Origin of the sequence: Streptomyces rapamycinicus NRRL 5491 (assembly GCF_024298965.1) — a bacterium.
GTDB lineage: Bacteria > Actinomycetota > Actinomycetes > Streptomycetales > Streptomycetaceae > Streptomyces > Streptomyces rapamycinicus.
On record NZ_CP085193.1, the window covers coordinates 3,676,749 to 3,695,315 of the forward strand.

At 71.9% G+C, this 18,567-nt stretch carries 19 protein-coding genes; 4 read left to right on the forward strand and 15 right to left on the reverse strand.

Features of this window, described 5'->3' with window-relative positions; genetic code table 11:
* Positions 1–65 precede the first annotated feature (65 nt).
* The 8 genes from LIV37_RS14805 to LIV37_RS14840 all read right to left on the reverse strand — a co-directional run bounded on the left by LIV37_RS14805 (position 66) and on the right by LIV37_RS14840 (position 7,998).
* On the reverse strand, positions 66–887 hold the full coding sequence (locus LIV37_RS14805; RefSeq protein WP_020867939.1) for a DUF3159 domain-containing protein: 822 nt from the start codon (positions 885–887) through the stop codon (positions 66–68).
* 3 nt (positions 888–890) lie between these two features.
* A complete protein-coding gene (locus tag LIV37_RS14810) occupies positions 891–1,241 on the reverse strand; it encodes an OB-fold nucleic acid binding domain-containing protein (RefSeq protein ID WP_037962343.1) in 351 nt (116 codons plus the stop codon).
* A 124-nt stretch (positions 1,242–1,365) separates the two neighbouring features.
* Positions 1,366–2,049 carry a response regulator gene (locus tag LIV37_RS14815; protein ID WP_044569286.1) on the reverse strand — a complete coding sequence of 228 codons (684 nt, stop codon included), beginning with the start codon at positions 2,047–2,049 and terminating at the stop codon, positions 1,366–1,368.
* On the reverse strand, positions 2,046–4,658 hold the full coding sequence (locus LIV37_RS14820) for a sensor histidine kinase (protein ID WP_020867942.1): 2,613 nt from the start codon (positions 4,656–4,658) through the stop codon (positions 2,046–2,048). The genes LIV37_RS14815 and LIV37_RS14820 overlap by 4 nt, the downstream gene beginning before the upstream one ends.
* 286 nt (positions 4,659–4,944) lie before the next feature.
* On the reverse strand, positions 4,945–5,823 hold the full coding sequence (locus LIV37_RS14825; RefSeq protein ID WP_020867943.1) for a hypothetical protein: 879 nt from the start codon (positions 5,821–5,823) through the stop codon (positions 4,945–4,947).
* Positions 5,824–6,117: 294 nt separating this feature from the next.
* The gene (locus tag LIV37_RS14830) at positions 6,118–6,903 is read right to left on the reverse strand and encodes a DUF3710 domain-containing protein (RefSeq protein ID WP_020867944.1); all 786 of its coding nucleotides are present in this window, start codon (positions 6,901–6,903) and stop codon (positions 6,118–6,120) included.
* A 1-nt stretch (position 6,904) separates the two neighbouring features.
* Positions 6,905–7,420: a dUTP diphosphatase gene (gene dut / locus LIV37_RS14835; protein WP_020867945.1), complete on the reverse strand. Its 516-nt coding sequence runs from the start codon at positions 7,418–7,420 to the stop codon at positions 6,905–6,907.
* Positions 7,417–7,998 carry a PaaI family thioesterase gene (locus tag LIV37_RS14840; RefSeq protein ID WP_121825464.1) on the reverse strand — a complete coding sequence of 194 codons (582 nt, stop codon included), beginning with the start codon at positions 7,996–7,998 and terminating at the stop codon, positions 7,417–7,419. Before LIV37_RS14840 ends, dut begins: the two co-directional genes overlap by 4 nt.
* Before the next feature lie 59 nt (positions 7,999–8,057).
* Here LIV37_RS14840 and LIV37_RS14845 point away from each other — a divergent pair, with 59 nt between their 5' ends.
* Positions 8,058–8,504: a DUF3093 domain-containing protein gene (locus LIV37_RS14845; RefSeq protein WP_020867947.1), complete on the forward strand. Its 447-nt coding sequence runs from the start codon at positions 8,058–8,060 to the stop codon at positions 8,502–8,504.
* Between the two features lie 18 nt (positions 8,505–8,522).
* Here the strand turns inward: LIV37_RS14845 and LIV37_RS14850 are convergent, their stop codons facing one another.
* The 4 genes from LIV37_RS14850 to LIV37_RS14865 form a co-directional block, all read right to left on the reverse strand.
* Positions 8,523–9,320 (reverse strand): hypothetical protein, encoded by a 798-nt coding sequence (locus LIV37_RS14850; protein ID WP_243146446.1) that lies wholly within the window; start codon positions 9,318–9,320, stop codon positions 8,523–8,525.
* Positions 9,239–9,541, reverse strand: coding sequence for a DUF4193 domain-containing protein (locus LIV37_RS14855; RefSeq protein WP_009714537.1), 303 nt, complete (start codon positions 9,539–9,541; stop codon positions 9,239–9,241). Before LIV37_RS14855 ends, LIV37_RS14850 begins: the two co-directional genes overlap by 82 nt.
* 406 nt (positions 9,542–9,947) lie before the next feature.
* Complete coding sequence (locus LIV37_RS14860; RefSeq protein WP_020867949.1) at positions 9,948–11,195, reverse strand: sensor histidine kinase; 1,248 nt, start codon at positions 11,193–11,195, stop codon at positions 9,948–9,950.
* A gap of 6 nt (positions 11,196–11,201) precedes the next feature.
* Positions 11,202–11,855 carry a response regulator transcription factor gene (locus LIV37_RS14865; RefSeq protein WP_020867950.1) on the reverse strand — a complete coding sequence of 218 codons (654 nt, stop codon included), beginning with the start codon at positions 11,853–11,855 and terminating at the stop codon, positions 11,202–11,204.
* A 362-nt stretch (positions 11,856–12,217) separates the two neighbouring features.
* Between LIV37_RS14865 and LIV37_RS14870 the strand changes: the two genes are divergently transcribed.
* The gene (locus LIV37_RS14870; RefSeq protein ID WP_020867951.1) at positions 12,218–12,391 is read left to right on the forward strand and encodes a hypothetical protein; all 174 of its coding nucleotides are present in this window, start codon (positions 12,218–12,220) and stop codon (positions 12,389–12,391) included.
* 173 nt (positions 12,392–12,564) lie between these two features.
* On the opposite strand, the gene LIV37_RS14875 is transcribed toward LIV37_RS14870, so the two are convergent.
* Positions 12,565–13,365 (reverse strand): inositol monophosphatase family protein, encoded by an 801-nt coding sequence (locus tag LIV37_RS14875; protein ID WP_121825463.1) that lies wholly within the window; start codon positions 13,363–13,365, stop codon positions 12,565–12,567.
* 98 nt (positions 13,366–13,463) lie between these two features.
* Positions 13,464–14,615 (reverse strand): ferrochelatase, encoded by a 1,152-nt coding sequence (locus LIV37_RS14880; RefSeq protein WP_121825462.1) that lies wholly within the window; start codon positions 14,613–14,615, stop codon positions 13,464–13,466.
* A 119-nt stretch (positions 14,616–14,734) separates the two neighbouring features.
* Here LIV37_RS14880 and LIV37_RS14885 point away from each other — a divergent pair, with 119 nt between their 5' ends.
* Together LIV37_RS14885 and LIV37_RS14890 are read left to right on the forward strand one after the other, a co-directional pair.
* Complete coding sequence (locus LIV37_RS14885) at positions 14,735–15,991, forward strand: MFS transporter (protein ID WP_020867953.1); 1,257 nt, start codon at positions 14,735–14,737, stop codon at positions 15,989–15,991.
* A complete protein-coding gene (locus LIV37_RS14890) occupies positions 15,945–17,270 on the forward strand; it encodes a D-arabinono-1,4-lactone oxidase (protein ID WP_121825461.1) in 1,326 nt (441 codons plus the stop codon). The genes LIV37_RS14885 and LIV37_RS14890 overlap by 47 nt, the downstream gene beginning before the upstream one ends.
* Before the next feature lie 56 nt (positions 17,271–17,326).
* Here the strand turns inward: LIV37_RS14890 and LIV37_RS14895 are convergent, their stop codons facing one another.
* Positions 17,327–18,205 (reverse strand): hypothetical protein, encoded by an 879-nt coding sequence (locus LIV37_RS14895; protein WP_121825460.1) that lies wholly within the window; start codon positions 18,203–18,205, stop codon positions 17,327–17,329.
* Between the last annotated feature and the right edge of the window lie 362 nt (positions 18,206–18,567).

Genomic DNA, 18,567 nt, shown 5'->3' on the forward strand with positions numbered 1-18,567 from the left:
CCGACCCAGGGCTGTGCCCGCCGCCCGGGAGACCGGGCGGCGGGCACAGCGCCTCAGTGAACGCCTCAGTGCCGGGGCGGCTGCCGGTCGGCGGATTCGGTACGGGCCTCGGACACGATCTGGCCGGTCCACTCCGAGAGCAGCGGATCGGCGATCTTGTCGGCCTCGGCCTTCGCCCGCTCCCGGTCCCGCTCGGCCTTCTCCTCCGCCTCCATCTCCGCGATGACGTCGATCGGCGGCGGAGCCTTGGCCAGGAAGATCCAGGTCAGATAGACGCAGAGCAGGAACGGCGGAATGCCGAGCGCGACCTTGACCCAGCCGAGCTGGGTGGCGTCCCCCCACCAGTAGAGCGGGAACAGCACGGCCGACTTGGCCAGCAGGATCAGCCCCCACGCCCAGGTGGAGCGGGTGTAGGCGCGGAACCGGCCCGGGTTGCGCGTGCGCCAGGAGAGGTTCTCCTTCAGCATCGGCCCGAGCAGCACCCCGATCAGCGGGAAGCGGAAGATCGCCGAGAGGATGTAGGCGATCGCCAGGCCCAGGGTGTAGAGCATGCCCGGCAGGTAGAAGTTCTTCGCGTCGCCGGACATCATCGCGAAGATCGCGCCGAACGCGACCCCGAAGACCCCGCTGAAGGCGTGCTTCAGCGTCTCCTTGCGCACCAGCCGGGCGAGCCCGAGCAGCACGCTGAGGCCGAGCGCGGCGATCGCGGCGAGGTGGATGTCCCGCTTGATCGTGTACATCAGGACGAAGACCAGACCGGGGACGGTGGTGTCCACCATGCCCCGCACCCCGCCGAACGCCTCCAGGAGCGCGGTGTCCGCCGCCGCCCTGCTGTCGGCGGCGGTGCGTCGGTGCCCGGTCGGGGGCGTCTTGTCGTCTGGCGTCACCGGCTACTCCTGTCCGAGCGGTCGGAGTTCGTACTTCGGATTGAACAGCACCCGGCGCCCATGGCTCATGGAGATCCGGCCGGAGGCGATCAGCTTGCGCCCCGGTTCTATCCCGATGATGGAGCGACGGCCCAGCCACACCACGTCCAGCGCGGCGGTGCCGTCGAAGAGCTCCGCCTCCAGCGCGGGAACTCCGGCCCGCGGTCTGAGGGTCACCGTGCGCAGCGTGCCCGTCACCTTGACGATCTGACGGTCACCGCAGTCGCCGATCTTGGTGCAGCCCGCGGCCTCCGCGTCCTGCTGCAACTCGGCGGAGTGCAGTTCCTCCTGGGAGCTCGACAGCCGGTCCAGCATCCGCCGGAACCGGCCGGCCGGTTTGTCGGACCTGTCTCCCCTGTCGGCCCCGTCGGAGGGGTGGCGTACGGAACTCATACGGCCAGCGTACCGGTGCGCCATCGCCGAAACGGCGTCCCCGCGCTCATCGCTCGAACCGGTAGCCCATGCCCGGCTCGGTGACGAAGTGGCGCGGATGGGAGGGGTCGGCCTCCAGCTTGCGGCGCAGCTGCGCCATGTACACCCGCAGGTAGTTGCTCTCGGTGCCGTACGAGGGGCCCCAGACCTCCTGGAGCAGCTGCTTCTGGCTGACCAGGCGGCCGGCGTTGCGCACCAGGACCTCCAGCAGATGCCATTCGGTGGGGGTCAGCCGCACATCGCGGCCGTCGCGATGGGCCTTCTTGGCGGCCAGGTCGACGGTGAACACGTCGGTCTCCACCACCACCGAGTCCTCCGGCCGCCCGACCGGCTCGGCGCGGCGGACGGCCGCGCGCAGCCGGGCGAGCAGCTCGTCCATGCCGAACGGCTTGGTGACGTAGTCGTCCGCCCCGGCGTCGAGCGCCTCGACCTTCTCGTCCGAGGTCTGACGGGCGGAGAGCACCAGGATCGGCACCCGGGTCCAGCCCCGGAGCCCCCTGATCACCTCCACCCCGTCCATATCGGGCAGGCCGAGGTCGAGCACGATCACATCGGGATGGCGGGCGGCGGCGAGCCGGAGTGCGGTGGCGCCGTCCGAGGCCGCGTCCACCTCGTACTTGCGGGCCTTCAGGTTGATCACGAGGGCGCGCACGATCTGCGGCTCGTCGTCCACCACGAGCACCCGGTTCATCTGGCGGGCCTGCCTTTCTGTGCTGTTGTGCCTGACGTGGAGCCGACCTGGACCGGGAGGCCGGGGTCGGCCGGCGGACGGTCGCGGGCGACGCGCAGCGTGAGCACCATGGTCATCCCGCCGCCGGGGGTGTCCTCGGCGGTCAGCCGCCCGCCCACGGCCTCGGCGAAGCCGCGGGCGACGGCGAGCCCGAGGCCGACCCCGGCGCCGCGCGGGGCGTCCCCGTACCGCTGGAAGGGCTCGAAGATACGGTCCTTCTCGCTGTCCGGCACGCCCGGCCCGCCGTCGGCCACCCGCAGCTCGACCCGGTCGCCGAGGGCGCTCGCGGAGACCAGCACGGGGCGGTCCGGCGGGCTGTACTTCACCGCGTTCTCCACGATGTTGGCCACGGCGCGCTCCAGCAGCCCGGGGTCGACCGCGACCATCGGCAGCTCCTCGGGGATGTCGAGGGCCACATCGGCCTCGGGGACGCCGACGAGCGCCATCGGCACCACCTCGTCCAGGTCGATCTCCCGGATGAGCGGGGTGACGGTGCCGGTCTGCAGCCGGGATATGTCCAGGAGGTTGCCCACCAGGTGGTCCAGCCGGTCGGCGCCGCTCTCGATGCCCTCCAGCAGCTCGGCCTCGTCCTCCGCCGACCAGGCCACGTCATCGGAGCGCAGGGAGCTCACGGCCGCCTTGATGGCCGCGAGCGGGGTGCGCAGATCGTGGCTGACGGCGGCGAGCAGCGCGGTGCGGATGCGGTTCCCCTCTGCCAGCTCACGCGCCTGCCCGGCCTCCTGGGCCAGCCGCTGCCGGTCGAGGACGACGGCGGCCTGGGCGGCGAAGGCGGCGAGCACCCGGCGGTCCTCGGCGGGCAGGACCCGGCCGGAGAGCGCGAGCGCCATATGGTCGCCGACCGGCATGTCCACCTCCGCGTCCTCGGGCCGCTCGGGCGGCGGGGTGCCGCCGTGGCCGCCGACGCTGCCCGCGCAGGTCCAGGGGGCGACGTCGCTCTCCCGCTCCAGCAGCGCGACGGAGTCCATGGCGAAGGTCTCGCGGACCCGCTCCAGCAGCGCCTCCAGGCTGGTCTCGCCGCGCAGCACGCTGCCCGCGAGGAAGGACAGTATCTCGGACTCGGCGCGCAGCCGGGCGGCCTGATGGGTGCGGCGGGCGGCGAGATCCACCACGGAGGCCACACAGACCGCCACCGCCACGAAGATCGCTATGGCGACGATGTTCTCGGGGTCGGCGATGGTCAGGGTGTGGGTGGGCGGGGTGAAGTAGTAGTTGAGCAGCAGCGATCCGACGGCCGCCGAGGCGAGCGCGGGCACCATGCCGCCCAGCAGGGCGGCCAGCACATTGAGGAACAGGAAGAGCAGCACCTCGTTGGCGAAACCGGGCCCGGCCTCCGAGGCGAGGGTGGCGCCGGTGGCGGTGAGCAGCAGCGTGAGCAGGGCCGGTCCGGCCACCCCGACCACCCAGCCCGCGATCAGCCGGGAGCGGCCGAGCCGGGCGCCGCGCGCGACCGGCAGCCCGCGGCCCTTGGCGACCTCGTCATGGGTGACGATGTGGACGTCCAGGTCGGGCCCGGACTCCCGGGCGACGGTGGCGCCCACCCCGGGTCCGAACATGTACTGCCAGGTCTTGCGGCGGCTGGAGCCGAGCACGATCTGGGTGGCGTTGACCCCCCGGGCGAACTCCAGCAGCGCCCCGGGGATGTCCTCCCCTATGACGTGGTGGAAGGTGCCCCCGAGGTCTTCGACGAGGGTGCGCTGGACCGCCAGCTCCTTCGGGGAGGCCGAGGTCAGACCATCGCTGCGGGCGATGTAGACGGCGAGGATCTCGCTGCCGGAGCCCTTGGCCGCCATCCGGGCCGCCCGGCGGATCAGCGTCCGGCCCTCCGGGCCGCCCGTCAGCCCGACGACGATGCGCTCACGCGCCTGCCAGGTGGAGCGGATGGAGTGCTCGTCGCGGTACTGCTGGAGGTATTCGTCCACCCGGTCGGCGGTCCACAGCAGGGCCAGCTCGCGCAGCGCGGTCAGGTTCCCGGGCCGGAAGTAGTTCGAGAGCGCGGCGTCGACCTTGTCGGGCGCGTAGATGTTGCCGTGCGCCATGCGGCGGCGCAGCGCCTGGGGCGACATGTCGACCAGCTCGATCTGGTCGGCCCGGCGCACCACCTCGTCCGGGACGGTCTCCCGCTGGCGCACCCCCGTGATCGACTCCACCACGTCCCCCAGCGACTCCAGGTGCTGGATGTTGACGGTGGAGACGACGTCGACGCCCGCCCGCAGCAGCTCCTCGACGTCCTGCCAGCGCTTCTCGTTCCGGCAGCCGGGGACGTTGGTATGGGCGAGCTCGTCGACCAGCGCGACGGCGGGGCGGCGCGCCAGCACCGCGTCCACGTCCATCTCGCTGAAGGTGGACCCCCGGTACTCCACCTCCCGGCGGGGCACCTCCTCGAGCCCGTGCATCATCACCTGGGTGCGCCGACGGCCGTGGTGCTCCACGAAGCCGACCACGAGGTCCGTGCCCCGCTCGACCCGGCGGTGCCCCTCGGAGAGCATCGCGTAGGTCTTGCCGACGCCCGGTGCCGCACCGAGGTAGATCCGCAACTTTCCGCGTCCCATGCCCCTATTTTCCCTGTTGGACGGCGCCTGAGCGCTCGGCGAGCTTCCGGCGGGCGATACCCGTCGAGCAAACCCCGCTCCGGACCGGACCGGCCGTCCCTTGACGCCTCCCTTACGGCCATCGGCGCCCTCTTGACGCGTCTCTGACGCGCGGCGCCCGAACACCCCGGGACAACGCCCGGACACCCGGGGCGAATCCCGGGAAAAGCCGGTGGGCCGTACTCCGCAGAGAAGAGTACGGCCCACCGGTAGACGCTCACATCGGGCCGGGCCTTACGCCGTGGGCTCAGCCGGACGCGAGCGAGCAGCCCGCCAAGGCGTCAAGACCGGAGGGGGCGGTCGAGCCCTGGCGGGAGATCGAGAGTTCGATGCGGTCGATCGTCGAGGCGCGCTTGTCCTTCAGCGGGCCGAGGATCGCGTTCTGCACGAAGTTGGGGCCACCCTCGCCCGCGGAGGAGGCCAGCCGCTTGTTGGCCTCGTCGAGCTGGGTCTGGAGCAGCGCGACATTGCGGTCCACCTCGGCCTGGGCGGCGGCCGGTACGTCGCCGATCCCGGAGGCGACATCGGGGCAGCTGATCGTCTGGCCGGAGCCCGCGCCGGCCCCGCCGCCCTGCTCTTGCCCGCCCTGGCCGGCTCCCCCGCCCTGCTCGTCGGCGGGCTGGGACGCGGCGGCGGTCGGGCGCGCGGCGCCGCCCGCCTCGCCCGCTCCGGAGCCCGCTTCCGCCCCGCCGTCCGACAGCGTGCACTCGGCGAGCGCGTCCAGCCCCGCCGGCTTCTCGGCGTGCCGTCCTATGGAGATCGCGATGCGGTCCAGGGTGGACTTCCGCTTGTCCGCCAGCGGCCCGAGGATGGCGTTCTGCACGAAGTTGGGGCCGCCCTCGCCCTGGCTGGTGCCGAGCCGCTCGTTGGCCTCCGCCAGCTGGGTGTCCAGCAGGGCGAGGTTGCGGTCCACCTCGGCCTGAGCCTCCGCCGGGATCTCCGGGAGGGAACCGGCGACGGCGGGGCAGCTGATGGCCGAGGCCGCCTTGGTCGACGCACTGGCGTCGCCGCTGCCGTCCTGACCGGCCATGGCGGCTCCCACCGCGACGGCCGCACAGGTGATACCGCCGATCGCCCCGGAGAGGAGGATTCTCCGGCGGTGGAGTAACGGAAGGCCACGCGACATCTGATCACTCACCTCGTTGAGGTCGGACAGGGGGTGTCTCTCGCGACGCGCCTTCTCCCCCTCGGAGCGTCACAAGGTCTCGCGCCCATGAGTACGGCCGGTGCGGCGGGTGTGTTCAACGGGGTTCCGGGAAATCCCGAAAACCCGAAGGGAGGGCTCCGGAACATGCCGAAGGGGCCCGGGGGCCCTGCCCCGGGCCCCTTCCGGGCCTTGGCGCTCTGCGTACGCGACCTGCCGTACGCGAACTCTCGTGCGCGAGCCCGCCGTACGCGAGCTCTCGTGCGCGAGGGCGGCTCAGCGCACCTCGGAGATCTCCGGGCCCCGCTGCAGCCGGTCGGCGCCGCCCGCGAACCGCGAGCCCTGCGCCTCGTCCTGCTGCACCCCGTCGGGCACCATCTGCGCGTCGTCCGGCAGCTTGAGGACGATGGGGTCGCGCGGGGCCATCGGGCCCTCGCCGCGCACCACGACCGTGTCCCGGAAGATCGCTTCCAGGAGGCTGCCGGTCTCGGGCTGCACCGCGCCCTGCCCGGAGATCACACCGCGCAGGAACCAGCGGGGCCCGTCCACGCCGACGAAGCGGACCACCTGCACACCGTTCTTGCCGTCGGGGAGCTGCACCGGCACCTGGGCGCGCAGCTCCCAGCCGAGCGGGCCCTCGACCTCGTCCACGATCCCGCCCTGCTGGGTGATGCCGGTGGCGATCTCGTCGCGCACCTCGCCCCAGATGCCTTCCTTCTTGGGCGCGGCGAACCCCTGGAGCTGCACGGCGCTGTCCCGCAGCACCACGGTCGCGGCGACGATCGCGTCCCCCGCGACCTCCACCCGCAGCTCCATGCCCTCCACGCCGGGCACGAACAGACCACCGAGGTCCACCCGGCCCTCGCCGGGCTCGCGCACCTCGGACACGTCCCAGGGGCCCTCGGGGCGCGGGGCCGGCGGCAGGCTCACCCGCCCGCCCTCCACGGGTGCGGCGGTGTCCTCAGCGCCGTCCGCGTCCTCCGCGTCCTCGGCCAACTCGTCGGAGGTCACGTCGAGCGACTCGACGTCCTCCTTGCTGCGCTTGCGGCGACGTCCGAACACGTCATCGTCCTTCCCGGTCGGAACCGACCGAAGCGTATCCATTCCCACCCGTTGTGCCGTCCACGGCGGCATGACCGCCGGTGGACCCGAAGCCCCCTTCGGCCCGCGCCGACCCGGGAAGCTCCGCCACCTCCTGGAAGCGCACCTTCTCGACCTGCTGGACGACCAATTGGGCGATCCGGTCGAAGCGCTCGAACCGCACGCTCTCGCGCGGGTCCAGATTGACCACGATCACCTTGATCTCTCCACGGTACCCGGCATCGATGGTCCCCGGGGCATTCACCATGGCGACGCCGCAGCGCGCGGCGAGTCCGGACCGTGGATGCACGAAGGCGGCATACCCCTCCGGGAGCGCGATAGACACTCCGGTGGGCAGAACCGCGCGCTCCCCGGGGGCCAGCTCGGCGGGCTCGGTGGTGACCAGGTCGGCCCCGGCGTCGCCGGGGTGGGCGTAGCCGGGGACCGGCACCTCGGGGTCCACCCTGCGGATCAGCACGTCGACGGGGTGCGGGCTCATGGGTTCACCTCGAAAGCGCGCGCGACCTTCACCTGATCCGGATCGGCGAGCGCCGCGTCGATCTCCTCCGCCCGGCCGTTCTCGATGAAGTGGTCGACCCGCACCTCTATGAAGAGGGCCTGCGCCCGCACCGCGACGGGGCCGTCGGGGGCGTCGATCCGGCCCGTGGCCGAACAGTAGATCTTGCGTCCGTGCACGGCGGCCACCCGCGCCTCCAGGTGGAGCTCGGCGCCGACCGGCACGGGCCGCAGGAAGTCCGTCTCCAGCCGCCCGGTCACCGCGATCACCCGCTGGAGCCAGTTGAGCGACCCGAGCGTCTCGTCCAGCGCCGCGGCCAGCACCCCGCCGTGGGCCAGGCCAGGCGCGCCCTGATGGCCGCTGCGCACGGTGAACTCGGCGGTGACGCTCACGCCCTCGCCCGCCCGTGTGGTCAGCCCCAGGCCGCGCGCCTGGTCGCCGCAGCCGAAGCACTGGTCGTAGTGCGCGCCGAGGGTCTCCCCGGGCGCGGGCGCGTCGGGGTGGCGCACGGGGGGCTTGGAGGCCTCCGGCGGCGTCAGCCCTGTCGTTCGTCCACTCACAACGGCTGACCTTACCCGCGAGAACTGTCCGGGTCGGCGGCCATGCCAAGCTGATACGCATGCAGCCTTACGACGAACGCCTCAGCGCGCCCCGTTCCTGGTGGTTCATCGCCGTCCTGATGGGCGTCTCAGTGGGGTTGATCATGCTGCCGTTCGGCACCCTGCCGATGCTCGGCGGGCTGATCGGCGGGGCGGCACTGGCCTGCGTGGCGGTGAGTTCGTACGGCTCGGCGCGGGTGCGCGTGGTGGCGGACTCGCTGGTGGCCGGCGAGGCGAAGATCCCGGTGTCGGCACTGGGGACGCCGCAGGTGCTGGACGCCGCCGAGGCGGCCGCCTGGCGGACCTACAAGGCCGATCCGCGGGCGTTCATGCTGCTGCGCAGCTACATCCCGACCGCGCTGCGGGTGGAGGTCACCGATCCGGAGGACCCAACACCGTATGTGTATGTGTCCACACGGAATCCGGAGGCGCTCGCCGCCGCGCTCACGGCCGTTCGCTCGGCGTGACGGGGGCGCGCGAGGAGCTCACTTCTCCAGGGCTACGGGGAGGTCCCAGGGGATCTGCTTGGCCCGCAGATCCTTGCGGACCTTGCGCGCGAGCTTCTTGGTGTCGCGCCGGTTCATCGCGGCTCCCACGGCCGCGCCGACCATGAAGGGCGCCAGGGACGGCATGTTCCGGAAGCTGCGTCTGAGGACCTGCTGCCGCAGCTCGCGCTTCATCTGGACGCCGAGAGCCGCGTTGACGGTCGCCGGCTGGGCGACGTCGATACCGCGCTCCTCGGCCCAGGCGCCGAGGTAGGCGACGGCGCGCTGACGCGTGGAGCCGGGCGCGCGCACCCCGTAGACCTCGTGCAGCTCGGCGATCAGCTTGAACTCTATGGAGGCCACGCCGACGATCTCGGCGGCCAGCTCGGTGGGCATGGCGGGCGGGGCCGGCAGCATCGCCGCGGCACCGACGCCCGCGCCCACTGTGGCGGTGCCGCCCGCGGCACCGGCCACCAGCTTGTCCGCGAGCTCTTCGGGGCCCAGCCCGGGGAACTGCTTGCGCAGCGTCGCGAGATCGCGGACAGCGATACGTGGAGCGTTCGCGATGATCCGGTCGGCGACCGCGTAGACCCCCGCTCTCGCGCGCTCACCGCCTCGTCGCACACCACGGCCGACAGCGGTCGCGAGCGAGGCCACCCGGCCTCGCCCGGTCTCGTTCATGTCGTCGTGTTCCACCTCCACGCCGACCCCGCGGCTCAGGCCGCGCAGTCGCGGCAGATCGGCTGGCCGTTCTTGGTCTCGGCGGCCAGCTGGCTGCGGTGGTGCACGAGGAAGCAGCTCATGCAGGTGAACTCGTCGGCCTGGCGGGGCAGGACCCGGACGGACAACTCCTCGTTGGAGAGGTCCGCGCCGGGTAGCTCCAGGCCCTCGGCCTGCTCGAACTCATCCACGTCGACGGTGGACGCGGACTTGTCGTTCCGCCGGGCCTTCAGTTCCTCGATGCTGTCCTCGTTGACGTCATCGTCGGTCTTGCGTGGGGTGTCGTAATCCGTTGCCATGTTTGTCTCCCCCTCTGGGTGTCTGTGGTGTCTCCAGCGCACGTAACGCGTGAGAGGCCGGACTTGTGCCCGACCCGAGGCGGAGATTTTGCCTCACATCAAGGTCTGTTACTCAATCGACACCCAACCGCACCCCTGAAGAGGTGATCGGGTTGGATGGCCATCGGGACCGTACACGGTCCGAATGTCGCACTCACATGCGCCATGACGTGTACTTCCCGTGATCACGGCCCCTGAAAACCCGGATTTTCCCGGCTTTCCGTCAACCGTGACGATCACACAGAGTATATGGCCGGAAAATCGCCCATGTGATCGATCACACACCCTACATCGGGTGGGCGGATCACGAAAATTCCGCCCAAAGCGAACACATCCCGGCGGAACCCCGGCCGCGCGCTCTCCGACCTCACACCGGCAGCACCACCCGCATCACCAGGCCGCCTCCCTCGCGCGGCTCCGCCGCGATGCGGCCGCCGTGGGCGCGCGCCACCGAGCGCGCGATCGACAGCCCGAGGCCGACGCCCTTGTCGCTGCCGGTGCGCTCCGTACGGAGCCTGCGGAATGGCTCGAAGATGTTGTCCATCTCGTAGGCGGGGACCACCGGGCCGGTGTTCGCGACCACCAGCACGGCCTGGCCCTGCCGGCTCTCGGTGGTGACCTCCACCCAGCCGTCCTGTGCCACGTTGTACCGCACCGCGTTCTGGACCAGGTTCAGGGCGATCCGCTCCAGCAGCACCCCGTTGCCCTGGACCACCGCGGGGGCGCGCTGTCCGCGCAGCTCCACGCCCTTGTCCTCCGCCTCCGCCCGCACCTGCTCCAGCGCCTGGGAGGCCACCTCGGCGAGATCCACCGGCTTGCGGTCGACGATCTCGTTGTCGCTGCGGGCCAGCAACAGCAGGCCCTCCACCAGCTGCTCGCTGCGCTCGTTGGTGGCCAGCAGGGTCTTGCCCAGCTGGGTCAGCTCCGGGGACGCCTGCGGGTCCGAGAGCTGCACCTCCAGCAGGGTGCGGTTGATCGCCAGCGGCGTGCGCAGCTCGTGCGAGGCGTTGGCGACGAACCGCTGCTGGGCGGTGAACGCCCGGTCCAGGCGCTCCAGCATCTCGTCGAAGGTGTCGGCGAGCTCCTTGAGCTCGTCGTCCGGGCCGTCCAGCTCGATCCGGCGGGACAGGTCCGAGCCCGCCACCTGGCGCGCGGTCCGGGTGATCCGGCCGAGCGGCGAGAGCACCCGTCCGGCCATCGCGTAGCCGAAGGCGAAGGCGATCACGGACAGACCCAGGAGGGCTATCAGGGAGCGGCGCAGCAGCCCGTCGAGGGCCAGCTGGCGCTGCTCCTTCATACAGGTGTTCAGGACCGCGTTGAACTGGTCGGGGCTGCTCTGGCCGATGATCTCGGGGCAGGTGTTGTTGGTCGGCTGGACACTGCCGCCGACCAGCTTGAACGGCAGCTCGTTGCCGACGTGCAGGGCCTGGGCGGCCAGCAGGTAGATGATCGTCAGCAGCACCACCCCGGCGATCAGGAACATCCCGCCGTACAGCAGGGTGAGCCGTATCCGGATCGTGGGGCGCAGCCAGGGGTTGGGGCGCGAGCCGGCCTGCGGGTCCCAGCTGGGCTTGGGCGGCACCGTCGGCGGCAGCGGGGTCGGAGTCGTCGCCATGCCCGATCAGATCCGGTAACCCGAGCCGGGGACGGTGACGATCACCGCGGGCTCGCCCAGCTTGCGGCGCAGGGTCATCACGGTCACCCGCACCACGTTGGTGAACGGGTCGGTGTTCTCGTCCCAGGCCTTCTCCAGCAGCTGCTCCGCGGAGACCACGGCGCCCTCGCTGCGCAGGAGCACCTCCAGCACCGCGAACTCCTTGGGCGCCAGCTGGATCTCCTTGCCGTCCCGGAACACCTCACGGCGGTTGGGGTCCAGCTTGATCCCGGCGCGCTCGAGGACGGGCGGCAGGGCCACGGTCGTCCGGCGGCCGAGCGCCCGGACGCGCGCGATCAGTTCGCTGAAGGCGAAGGGCTTGGGCAGATAGTCGTCCGCGCCGATCTCCAGGCCCTCCACCCGGTCGCTGACGTCGCCGGAGGCGGTGAGCATCAGCACACGGGTGGGGATGCCGAGTTCGACGATCTTGCGGCAGACGTCGTCGCCGTGCACGAGGGGCAGGTCCCGGTCGAGGACGACGACGTCATAGTCGTTGACGGCGATCCGCTCCAGGGCGGCGGCCCCGTCATACACGACGTCGACGGCCATGGCCTCCCGGCGTAGTCCGGTGGCCACCGCATCGGCGAGCAGCTGCTCGTCCTCGACGACGAGTACGCGCACGTCGTTGGTCCTTCCTCGATTGCCGCAGTGGGCGGGATGATCTCGCCGAACTCGATGGGTGTTCGGCGCCTCCATCCTGCCTCGAAGTCTCATAAACCGGCGGTAAGAGGGTCGCCGCGGGATCCCGGGCGCGGATCATGGCCGGGGCGGAGGGGCCCGCGGCGGCCGGAACACCGAATTCAGATTTCTTTCGGGTCCGGAGGTTTCCCCCGAAGACGGGGTGGGGAGGACGACTGCACACCCGCGATCACGCCCTGTCCCCGGCATATCTGGCTGGCATTGCCGTCGGCAGGGGCCACTCACGTGATCAACCCGCCGTCGGCACACCCCCGTGCCACCGACCCACGACGAGGGGGCGCAACATGGACGCGTTCACCGCAGGCATTCTGCAGCGCATAGAGAACACCAAGTCCGATCTCATTCGCGCCCGTGAGACGGGCGACGACTTTCTTGTGGACGTGGAGCAGTCGGAGCTGGAAGACCTCCGCCGCCTCGCCGCCGAGCACGGCGTCGAAGTAAGCGCCTCGTTTGCTTGATCCCTTGTGGATTCCGGACCCGATCCAGATCCGGATTCCATGTGACCGTGTGACCGATTCCCAATCACCGCCGGATGGTGATCCAGAAAACATCCGGTAACCACGCCGAAGCGCCCCGGTGTCCTCGTGACACCGGGGCGCTTCCGGGTATGTGGACGGGCCCGGGGCGGGATTCAGTCGTGCCAGGCGCCCAGGTCGTCCAGAAGCCCCCGCAGCGGCTCGAAAAGGCCGGGTGCGGCCGCGATGGTCAGCTCGGTGGAGGCCGGGACGCCCGGCCGCCCTCCGGTCAGCGCGCCCGCCTCGCGCGCTATGAGCGCACCGGCCGCGAAGTCCCAGGGGTTGAGCCCGCGCTCGTAGTAGCCGTTGAGCCGGCCGCAGGCCACATCGCACAGATCGATGGCGGCCGATCCGCCGCGCCGGATGTCCCGCACCCGCGGCAGCACCCCGCCCAGCACCCTGGCCTGCCCGATGCGGCGCTCGCGCACGTACCCGAAGCCGGTGCCGATCAGCGACTCCTCGAGCGGGGCCGCGGGGCGGCAGTGCACCTGCTCCGCGTTCCGCCAGGCGCCCTGGCCCAGGACCGCGTGGAAGGTCTCGCCGCGCACCGGGGCGATCACCACCCCGACGACCGCCTCGCCGTCCTTCTCGGCGGCGATGCTGACCGCCCACGACGGCAGGCCGTAGAGGTAGTTCACGGTGCCGTCGAGCGGGTCGATCACCCAGCGCACCCCGCTGCTGCCCTCGCTGCTGGAGCCCTCCTCCCCCAGCACTCCGTCCCGTGGGCGGCGGCGGGCGAGGAGGTCGGTGATCAGCTTCTCGGCGGCGATGTCCATCTCGGTGACGACGTCGATCGGGCTGGTCTTGGTGGCCGCCACCCCGAGGTCGGCCGGGCGGCCGTCGCGCAGCAGGTCCGCCGCACCGCGGGCGGCCTCCAGCGCCGTCTCGAGGAGTTCGGTCATGAGCGGGTCGGTCATCGTGCTCCTTAGCGGATTGCCCGGAGGGGCGAGCGGCGGTGGCGGGCCGGGACGGCGGGCGCGATCGGTCGGAGCCCGGGGCGTGAGTGCGGGCGCGGTCAGTCGGCGCCCGCGGCGGCGGGGCGCGGCGACCGGGCCGGGCAGCAGCCCACCGGGCACACGTCATGGCTCGGGCCGAGGGCACCCAGGGCGCAGCGCTCCGGGGCGGCCGCCGCCCGGCCCTCGGCGAGGCGCTCGGTGGCCGCGCGCTCCAGCACCAGATCGCGCACGCACGCGGCGAACCGCGGATCGGCCCCGACCGTCGAGGCGCGGGAGACCGGCAGGCCCAGCTCGGCGGCCTTGGCCGTGGCCTCGGTGTCGAGGTCGTACTTGACTTCCATATGGTCCGAGACGAAGCCGATCGGGACCATGACGACGGCGGCCGCGCCCTCGCCGTGCAGCTCCTCGAGGTGATCGCAGATGTCCGGCTCCAGCCAGGGGATGTGCGGGGCGCCGCTGCGCGACTGGTAGACCAGCCGCCAGGGGCGCTCGACACCGGTCTCCTCGCGCACCGCGTCCGCGATCAGCCGGGCGACATCGAGGTGCTGGGCGACGTACGCGCCGCCCTCCCCGTCCTCGGTGTGCGCCTGCTCCGGGCCCGAGGTGTCGGCCGCGGCGGTCGGGATGGAGTGGGTGGTGAAGGCGAGGTGGGCCCCGGCCCGCCGGTCCTCGGGCAGCTCCGCGAGGGCGGCCAGCGTGGTGTCCACCATGGGCCGCACGAAGCCGGGGTGGTTGAAGTAGTGCCGCAGCTTGTCGACGCGCGGCAGCGGCAGGCCCTCGCCCTCCAGGGCGGCCAGGGCGTCCGCCAGGTTCTCGCGGTACTGCCGGCAGCCCGAGTACGAGGCGTAGGCGCTGGTGGCCAGCACCAGGATCCGGCGGTGGCCGTCGGCGGCCATCTCGCGCAGGGTGTCGGTCAGATACGGCGCCCAGTTGCGATTGCCCCAGTAGACCGGCAGGTCCAGGCCGTGCTCGGTGAAGTCCTTGCGCAGCGCGTGCAGCAGTTCGCGGTTCTGCGCGTTGATCGGGCTGACCCCGCCGAAGAGGAAGTAGTGCCGGCCGACCTCCTTCAGCCGCTCGCGGGGGATGCCCCGCCCACGCGTGACGTTCTCCAGGAACGGCACGACGTCATCGGGGCCCTCCGGACCGCCGAAGGAGAGCAACAGCAGTGCGTCATAGGGGTCGGGGGCAGGCTGTACTGACTGATCCGGCATGTTTCCGATCCTGCCACCCGCCGCTGACGGGCGGGAAACGGCCCTGCGCGAACCGGGTCCGGGCCCGTAATCTGTATCAGCGCTCGACGATCCTTACCCTGCTCACGGCGGAGACTGCCTTGCCCAGTGCCAGCCCCTACCGCGCGATCTTCGCCGCCCCCGGCGCCAAGGAGTTCTCCGCGGCCGGCTTCCTCGGGCGGATGCCGCTGTCCATGGCGGGCATCGGCGTGGTCACCATGGTCTCCGAACTCACCGGCCGGTACGGGCTCGCGGGCGCCCTGTCGGCCACCCTGGCGCTCTCCGCCGCCGTCATCGGCCCGCAGATCTCCCGGCTGGTCGACCGGCACGGCCAGCGCCGGGTGCTGCGCCCGGCGACCCTCATGGCGCTCGCCGCCGTCTGCGGGCTGCTCCTGAGCGCGCACCGGGGCTGGCCGGACTGGACGCTGTTCGTCTTCGCCGCCGCGTCCGGCTGTGTGCCCAGCGTGGGCTCCATGGTGCGGGCCTGCTGGGCGGCGGTCTACGAGGACTCCCCGCGCGAGCTGCACGCCGCGTACGCGTGGGAGTCCATCGTCGACGAGATCTGCTTCATCGTCGGGCCGGTCATCTCGATCGGGCTGTCCACCTCCTGGTTCCCGGAGGCGGGCCCGCTGCTGGCCGCCTGCTTCCTGGCGGCCGGGGTCTTCTCGCTGACCGCGCAGCGGGCCACCGAGCCCGTACCGCATCCGCGCGGGCACCACACCGGCGGTTCGGCGCTGCGCTCGCGCGGGCTCCAGGTGCTGGTGACCACCTTCATGGCGACGGGCGCGATCTTCGGGGCGATCGACGTGGTGACGGTGGCCTTCGCCGAGGACGAGGGACACAAGGGCGCGGCCAGTCTGGTCCTGGCGGTGTACGCGGCGGGCTCCTGCCTCGCGGGCGCGGTCTTCGGGGTGCTGCGGCTGAGCGGTCCGGTGTCCCGTCGCTGGTTGTGGGGTATTTGTGCGATCGCCGTGAGTATGATCCCGCTCCAACTGGTCGGGAACCTGCCGTTCCTGGCCGTGGCGCTCTTCGTCGCGGGCCTGGCCATCGCACCCACGATGGTCACCACCATGGCCCTTGTCGAACGGCACGTACCACGCGCGCATCTGACCGAGGGGATGACCTGGGTGAGCACCGGGCTCGCGGTCGGGGTGGCGCTCGGCTCGTCGGCCGCCGGATGGGTGGTGGACGCGGCCGGCGCCCGGGCGGGGTACGCGGTGCCGGCCGTGGCCGGGGCGCTCGCGGCCGCGGTGGCGTTCCTCGGGTACCGCCGGCTCCGGCCGGCGCCACAGCGGGAGGGGTCGGGGACGGATGGCCGTCAGGACCGTGAAGACCGTACGGAGCAGCGTGTGGCGTAACTGGGCGGGGAACGTGATGGCCCGCCCGGCGCGGATCGTCGCCCCGTCGTCCACGCAGGAGCTGGCCGAGATGGTGGGCCGGGCGACGGCGGAGGGGCTGAAGGTGAAGGCGGTGGGCACCGGGCACTCCTTCACCACCGCGGCCGCCACCGACGGGCTGCTGATACGCCCCCACCGGATGGCGGGGGTGCGCGGTCTTGACCGCGAGGCGGGGACCGTGACCGTCGCGGCCGGCACCTCGCTCCGGCAGCTCAACGAGACGCTGTCGGCCCATGGGCTGTCGCTGGTCAACATGGGCGACATCATGGAGCAGACGGTGGCCGGAGCGACCTCCACGGGCACCCATGGCACCGGCCGGGACAGCGCCTCGATCGCCGCCCAGATCAAGGGTCTGGAGCTGGTGACGGCGGACGGTTCGGTGCTGCGCTGCTCGGCGGAGGAGAACCCGGAGATCTTCGCGGCGGCCCGGATCGGGCTCGGCGCGCTCGGCGTGGTCAGCGAGATCACCTTCGGGGTGGAACCGGAGTTCCTGCTCTCGGCGCGCGAGGAGCCCATGCCCTTCGACCGCGTGATGGCCGATTTCGAACAGCTCGTGGCCGAGAACGAGCACTTCGAGTTCTACTGGTTTCCGCACACCGGCAACTGCAACACCAAGCGCAACAACCGCAGCACCGGCCCCGCCGCCCCGGTGGGTCGGGTCAGCGGCTGGGTGGACGACGAACTGCTGTCCAACGGCATCTTCCAGGTGGCCTGTTCGGTGGGCCGGGCGGTTCCCGCCACCATCCCCGGAATCGCCAAAATCTCCAGCCGCGCCCTGTCCGCCCGGACCTACACGGACATCCCTTACAAAGTCTTCACCTCTCCGCGCCGAGTGCGGTTCCTGGAGATGGAGTACGCCGTGCCGCGCGAGGCCGCGGTCACCGTGCTGCGCGAGCTCAAGGCGACCGTCGAGCGGTCCGGACTGCGGGTCAGCTTCCCGGTGGAGGTGCGCACCGCGCCCGCCGACGACATCCCGCTGTCCACCGCCTCCGGGCGCGACACCGCGTACATCGCCGTCCATCTGTACCGGGGCACCCCGCACCGGGCGTACTTCACGGCGGCCGAGCAGATCATGATCGCGCACGGCGGGCGTCCGCACTGGGGCAAGCTGCACAGCCGCGACGCCGCCTATCTGGCCGGGGTCTACCCCCGGTTCGGCGAGTTCGCGGCGGTGCGCGACCGGCTGGATCCAAACCGGCTGTTCACCAACGACTATCTGCGGCGGGTGCTCGGCGACTGACGTGTCACGGCCCGTCGGCCGACTGACGCGTCAGGGCGCGCCGGGCGACTGGCGTGTCACGGCGCGCCGGTGGCGCCGGGCGTGGGCGTGGCCTCGCCGGAAGCATCCGTTCCGCCCTCCGTGACACCGCCGGACGGGGTCCGGGAGGGGCCCGGGGCGGCGGGCTCGGAGGTGCCGGGCGCGGTCGCGCCGCCGGTGCCGCCGTCCTGGCTCGAGCCGTCGCCGGAGCCCTTGCCGGAGCCGGACGAACCGGATGATCCGGACGCGTCGGGCGTCGGCGCGGTCGAGGCGTCTCCCGCGCCGCCCCCGCGGGAGGCGCCCGGGGACGGCGTCTCGTCGCCGCCCCGGGAGGAGCCGGGGCCGTACGACGGGGCGGCCGGGTCCCGGCGCGAGGGGCCGGGGGTGGACTTCGGCCCCGGGGAGCCGCTCACGCTGTCGCTGACGGTGGTTCCGGTCCGGTTCTCCCCCCAGACGTTGGACACCGGGCCGCCGGAGAACATCTCGATCCCCGTGATCACGCTCATGGCGGCGATGAAGACGGCGGCCGCCCCGACGGCATGGCGCCGCCGGACGCGCGGCCGGGCGCCGTGCGTGGTCGGCTCGCCGTACTCGCCGGGGTCCGGGGCCGGCGGGGGCGCGCCCGGCTCGGCGGACTCGGCCGGTCCGGCGTACCACCGGCGCCCGGTCGGCCGCGTCTGGACCCGCACCTCCTTGATCTGCTCACCGGTGCGCCGGAACAGATGCTGGAAGACGGTGCCGCCCGCGGTCGCCACCACGCTCACCACACCGGCGCCCAGGATCGTCCCGTAGACGCCCAGTTTGGACGCGAGCACCGCGGCGGCGACGGCCGCCAGCGCGCTGCCGGCCACATGGGCCACGCTCAGCTCGATCCGCCCGCTCTTGTGTTGTCCGTCGCTGTCGGCCCTGCCGTGCATCTCCCGCCTCGCTTGGACATTCGTTCCAGCCTGCAGGGAGAAGTGACCGATAAACGAAGCAGATCGTTCCGATTCTGTCGTTTCTGTGAAACTTGCCACCCAAATTGGGCCTCACTTCGAAGGATTCACGCTGCCATCCCCCTCCCGGCCATGAACTCGGCTGGCGTGCCGCTCTACCTGAGCGGCCCGAATGGAGTACTGTGGCGAGCCCTGGCCCCGCTTTCCCGTCCGGCCGCCCGGACCCAACGGGAGGGGTCAGAAGGCGGCAACCAACCGGCCCGGGCAACTCGGCAAAGTTGTGGCAGGCTGCACCCGGGCAGGCCACACTCGTCTAGCGGGAGAGCAGCGACGCAACCGTGACG

What these genes read in the sequence shown, in the direction of transcription:
- LIV37_RS14895 (WP_121825460.1), bottom strand. Translation starts at nt 18,205, where the DNA reads ATGCACGGCAGGGCCGACAGCGACGGACAACACAAGAGCGGGCGGATC.
- LIV37_RS14825 (WP_020867943.1), bottom strand. Translation starts at nt 5,823, where the DNA reads ATGTCGCGTGGCCTTCCGTTACTCCACCGCCGGAGAATCCTCCTCTCC.
- LIV37_RS14820 (WP_020867942.1), bottom strand. Translation starts at nt 4,658, where the DNA reads ATGGGACGCGGAAAGTTGCGGATCTACCTCGGTGCGGCACCGGGCGTC.
- LIV37_RS14815 (WP_044569286.1), bottom strand. Translation starts at nt 2,049, where the DNA reads ATGAACCGGGTGCTCGTGGTGGACGACGAGCCGCAGATCGTGCGCGCC.
- LIV37_RS14860 (WP_020867949.1), bottom strand. Translation starts at nt 11,195, where the DNA reads ATGGCGACGACTCCGACCCCGCTGCCGCCGACGGTGCCGCCCAAGCCC.
- LIV37_RS14890 (WP_121825461.1), top strand. Translation starts at nt 15,945, where the DNA reads ATGGCCGTCAGGACCGTGAAGACCGTACGGAGCAGCGTGTGGCGTAAC.
- LIV37_RS14855 (WP_009714537.1), bottom strand. Translation starts at nt 9,541, where the DNA reads ATGGCAACGGATTACGACACCCCACGCAAGACCGACGATGACGTCAAC.
- LIV37_RS14845 (WP_020867947.1), top strand. Translation starts at nt 8,058, where the DNA reads ATGCAGCCTTACGACGAACGCCTCAGCGCGCCCCGTTCCTGGTGGTTC.
- dut (WP_020867945.1), bottom strand. Translation starts at nt 7,420, where the DNA reads ATGAGCCCGCACCCCGTCGACGTGCTGATCCGCAGGGTGGACCCCGAG.
- LIV37_RS14870 (WP_020867951.1), top strand. Translation starts at nt 12,218, where the DNA reads ATGGACGCGTTCACCGCAGGCATTCTGCAGCGCATAGAGAACACCAAG.
- LIV37_RS14810 (WP_037962343.1), bottom strand. Translation starts at nt 1,241, where the DNA reads ATGCTGGACCGGCTGTCGAGCTCCCAGGAGGAACTGCACTCCGCCGAG.
- LIV37_RS14880 (WP_121825462.1), bottom strand. Translation starts at nt 14,615, where the DNA reads ATGCCGGATCAGTCAGTACAGCCTGCCCCCGACCCCTATGACGCACTG.
- LIV37_RS14875 (WP_121825463.1), bottom strand. Translation starts at nt 13,365, where the DNA reads ATGACCGACCCGCTCATGACCGAACTCCTCGAGACGGCGCTGGAGGCC.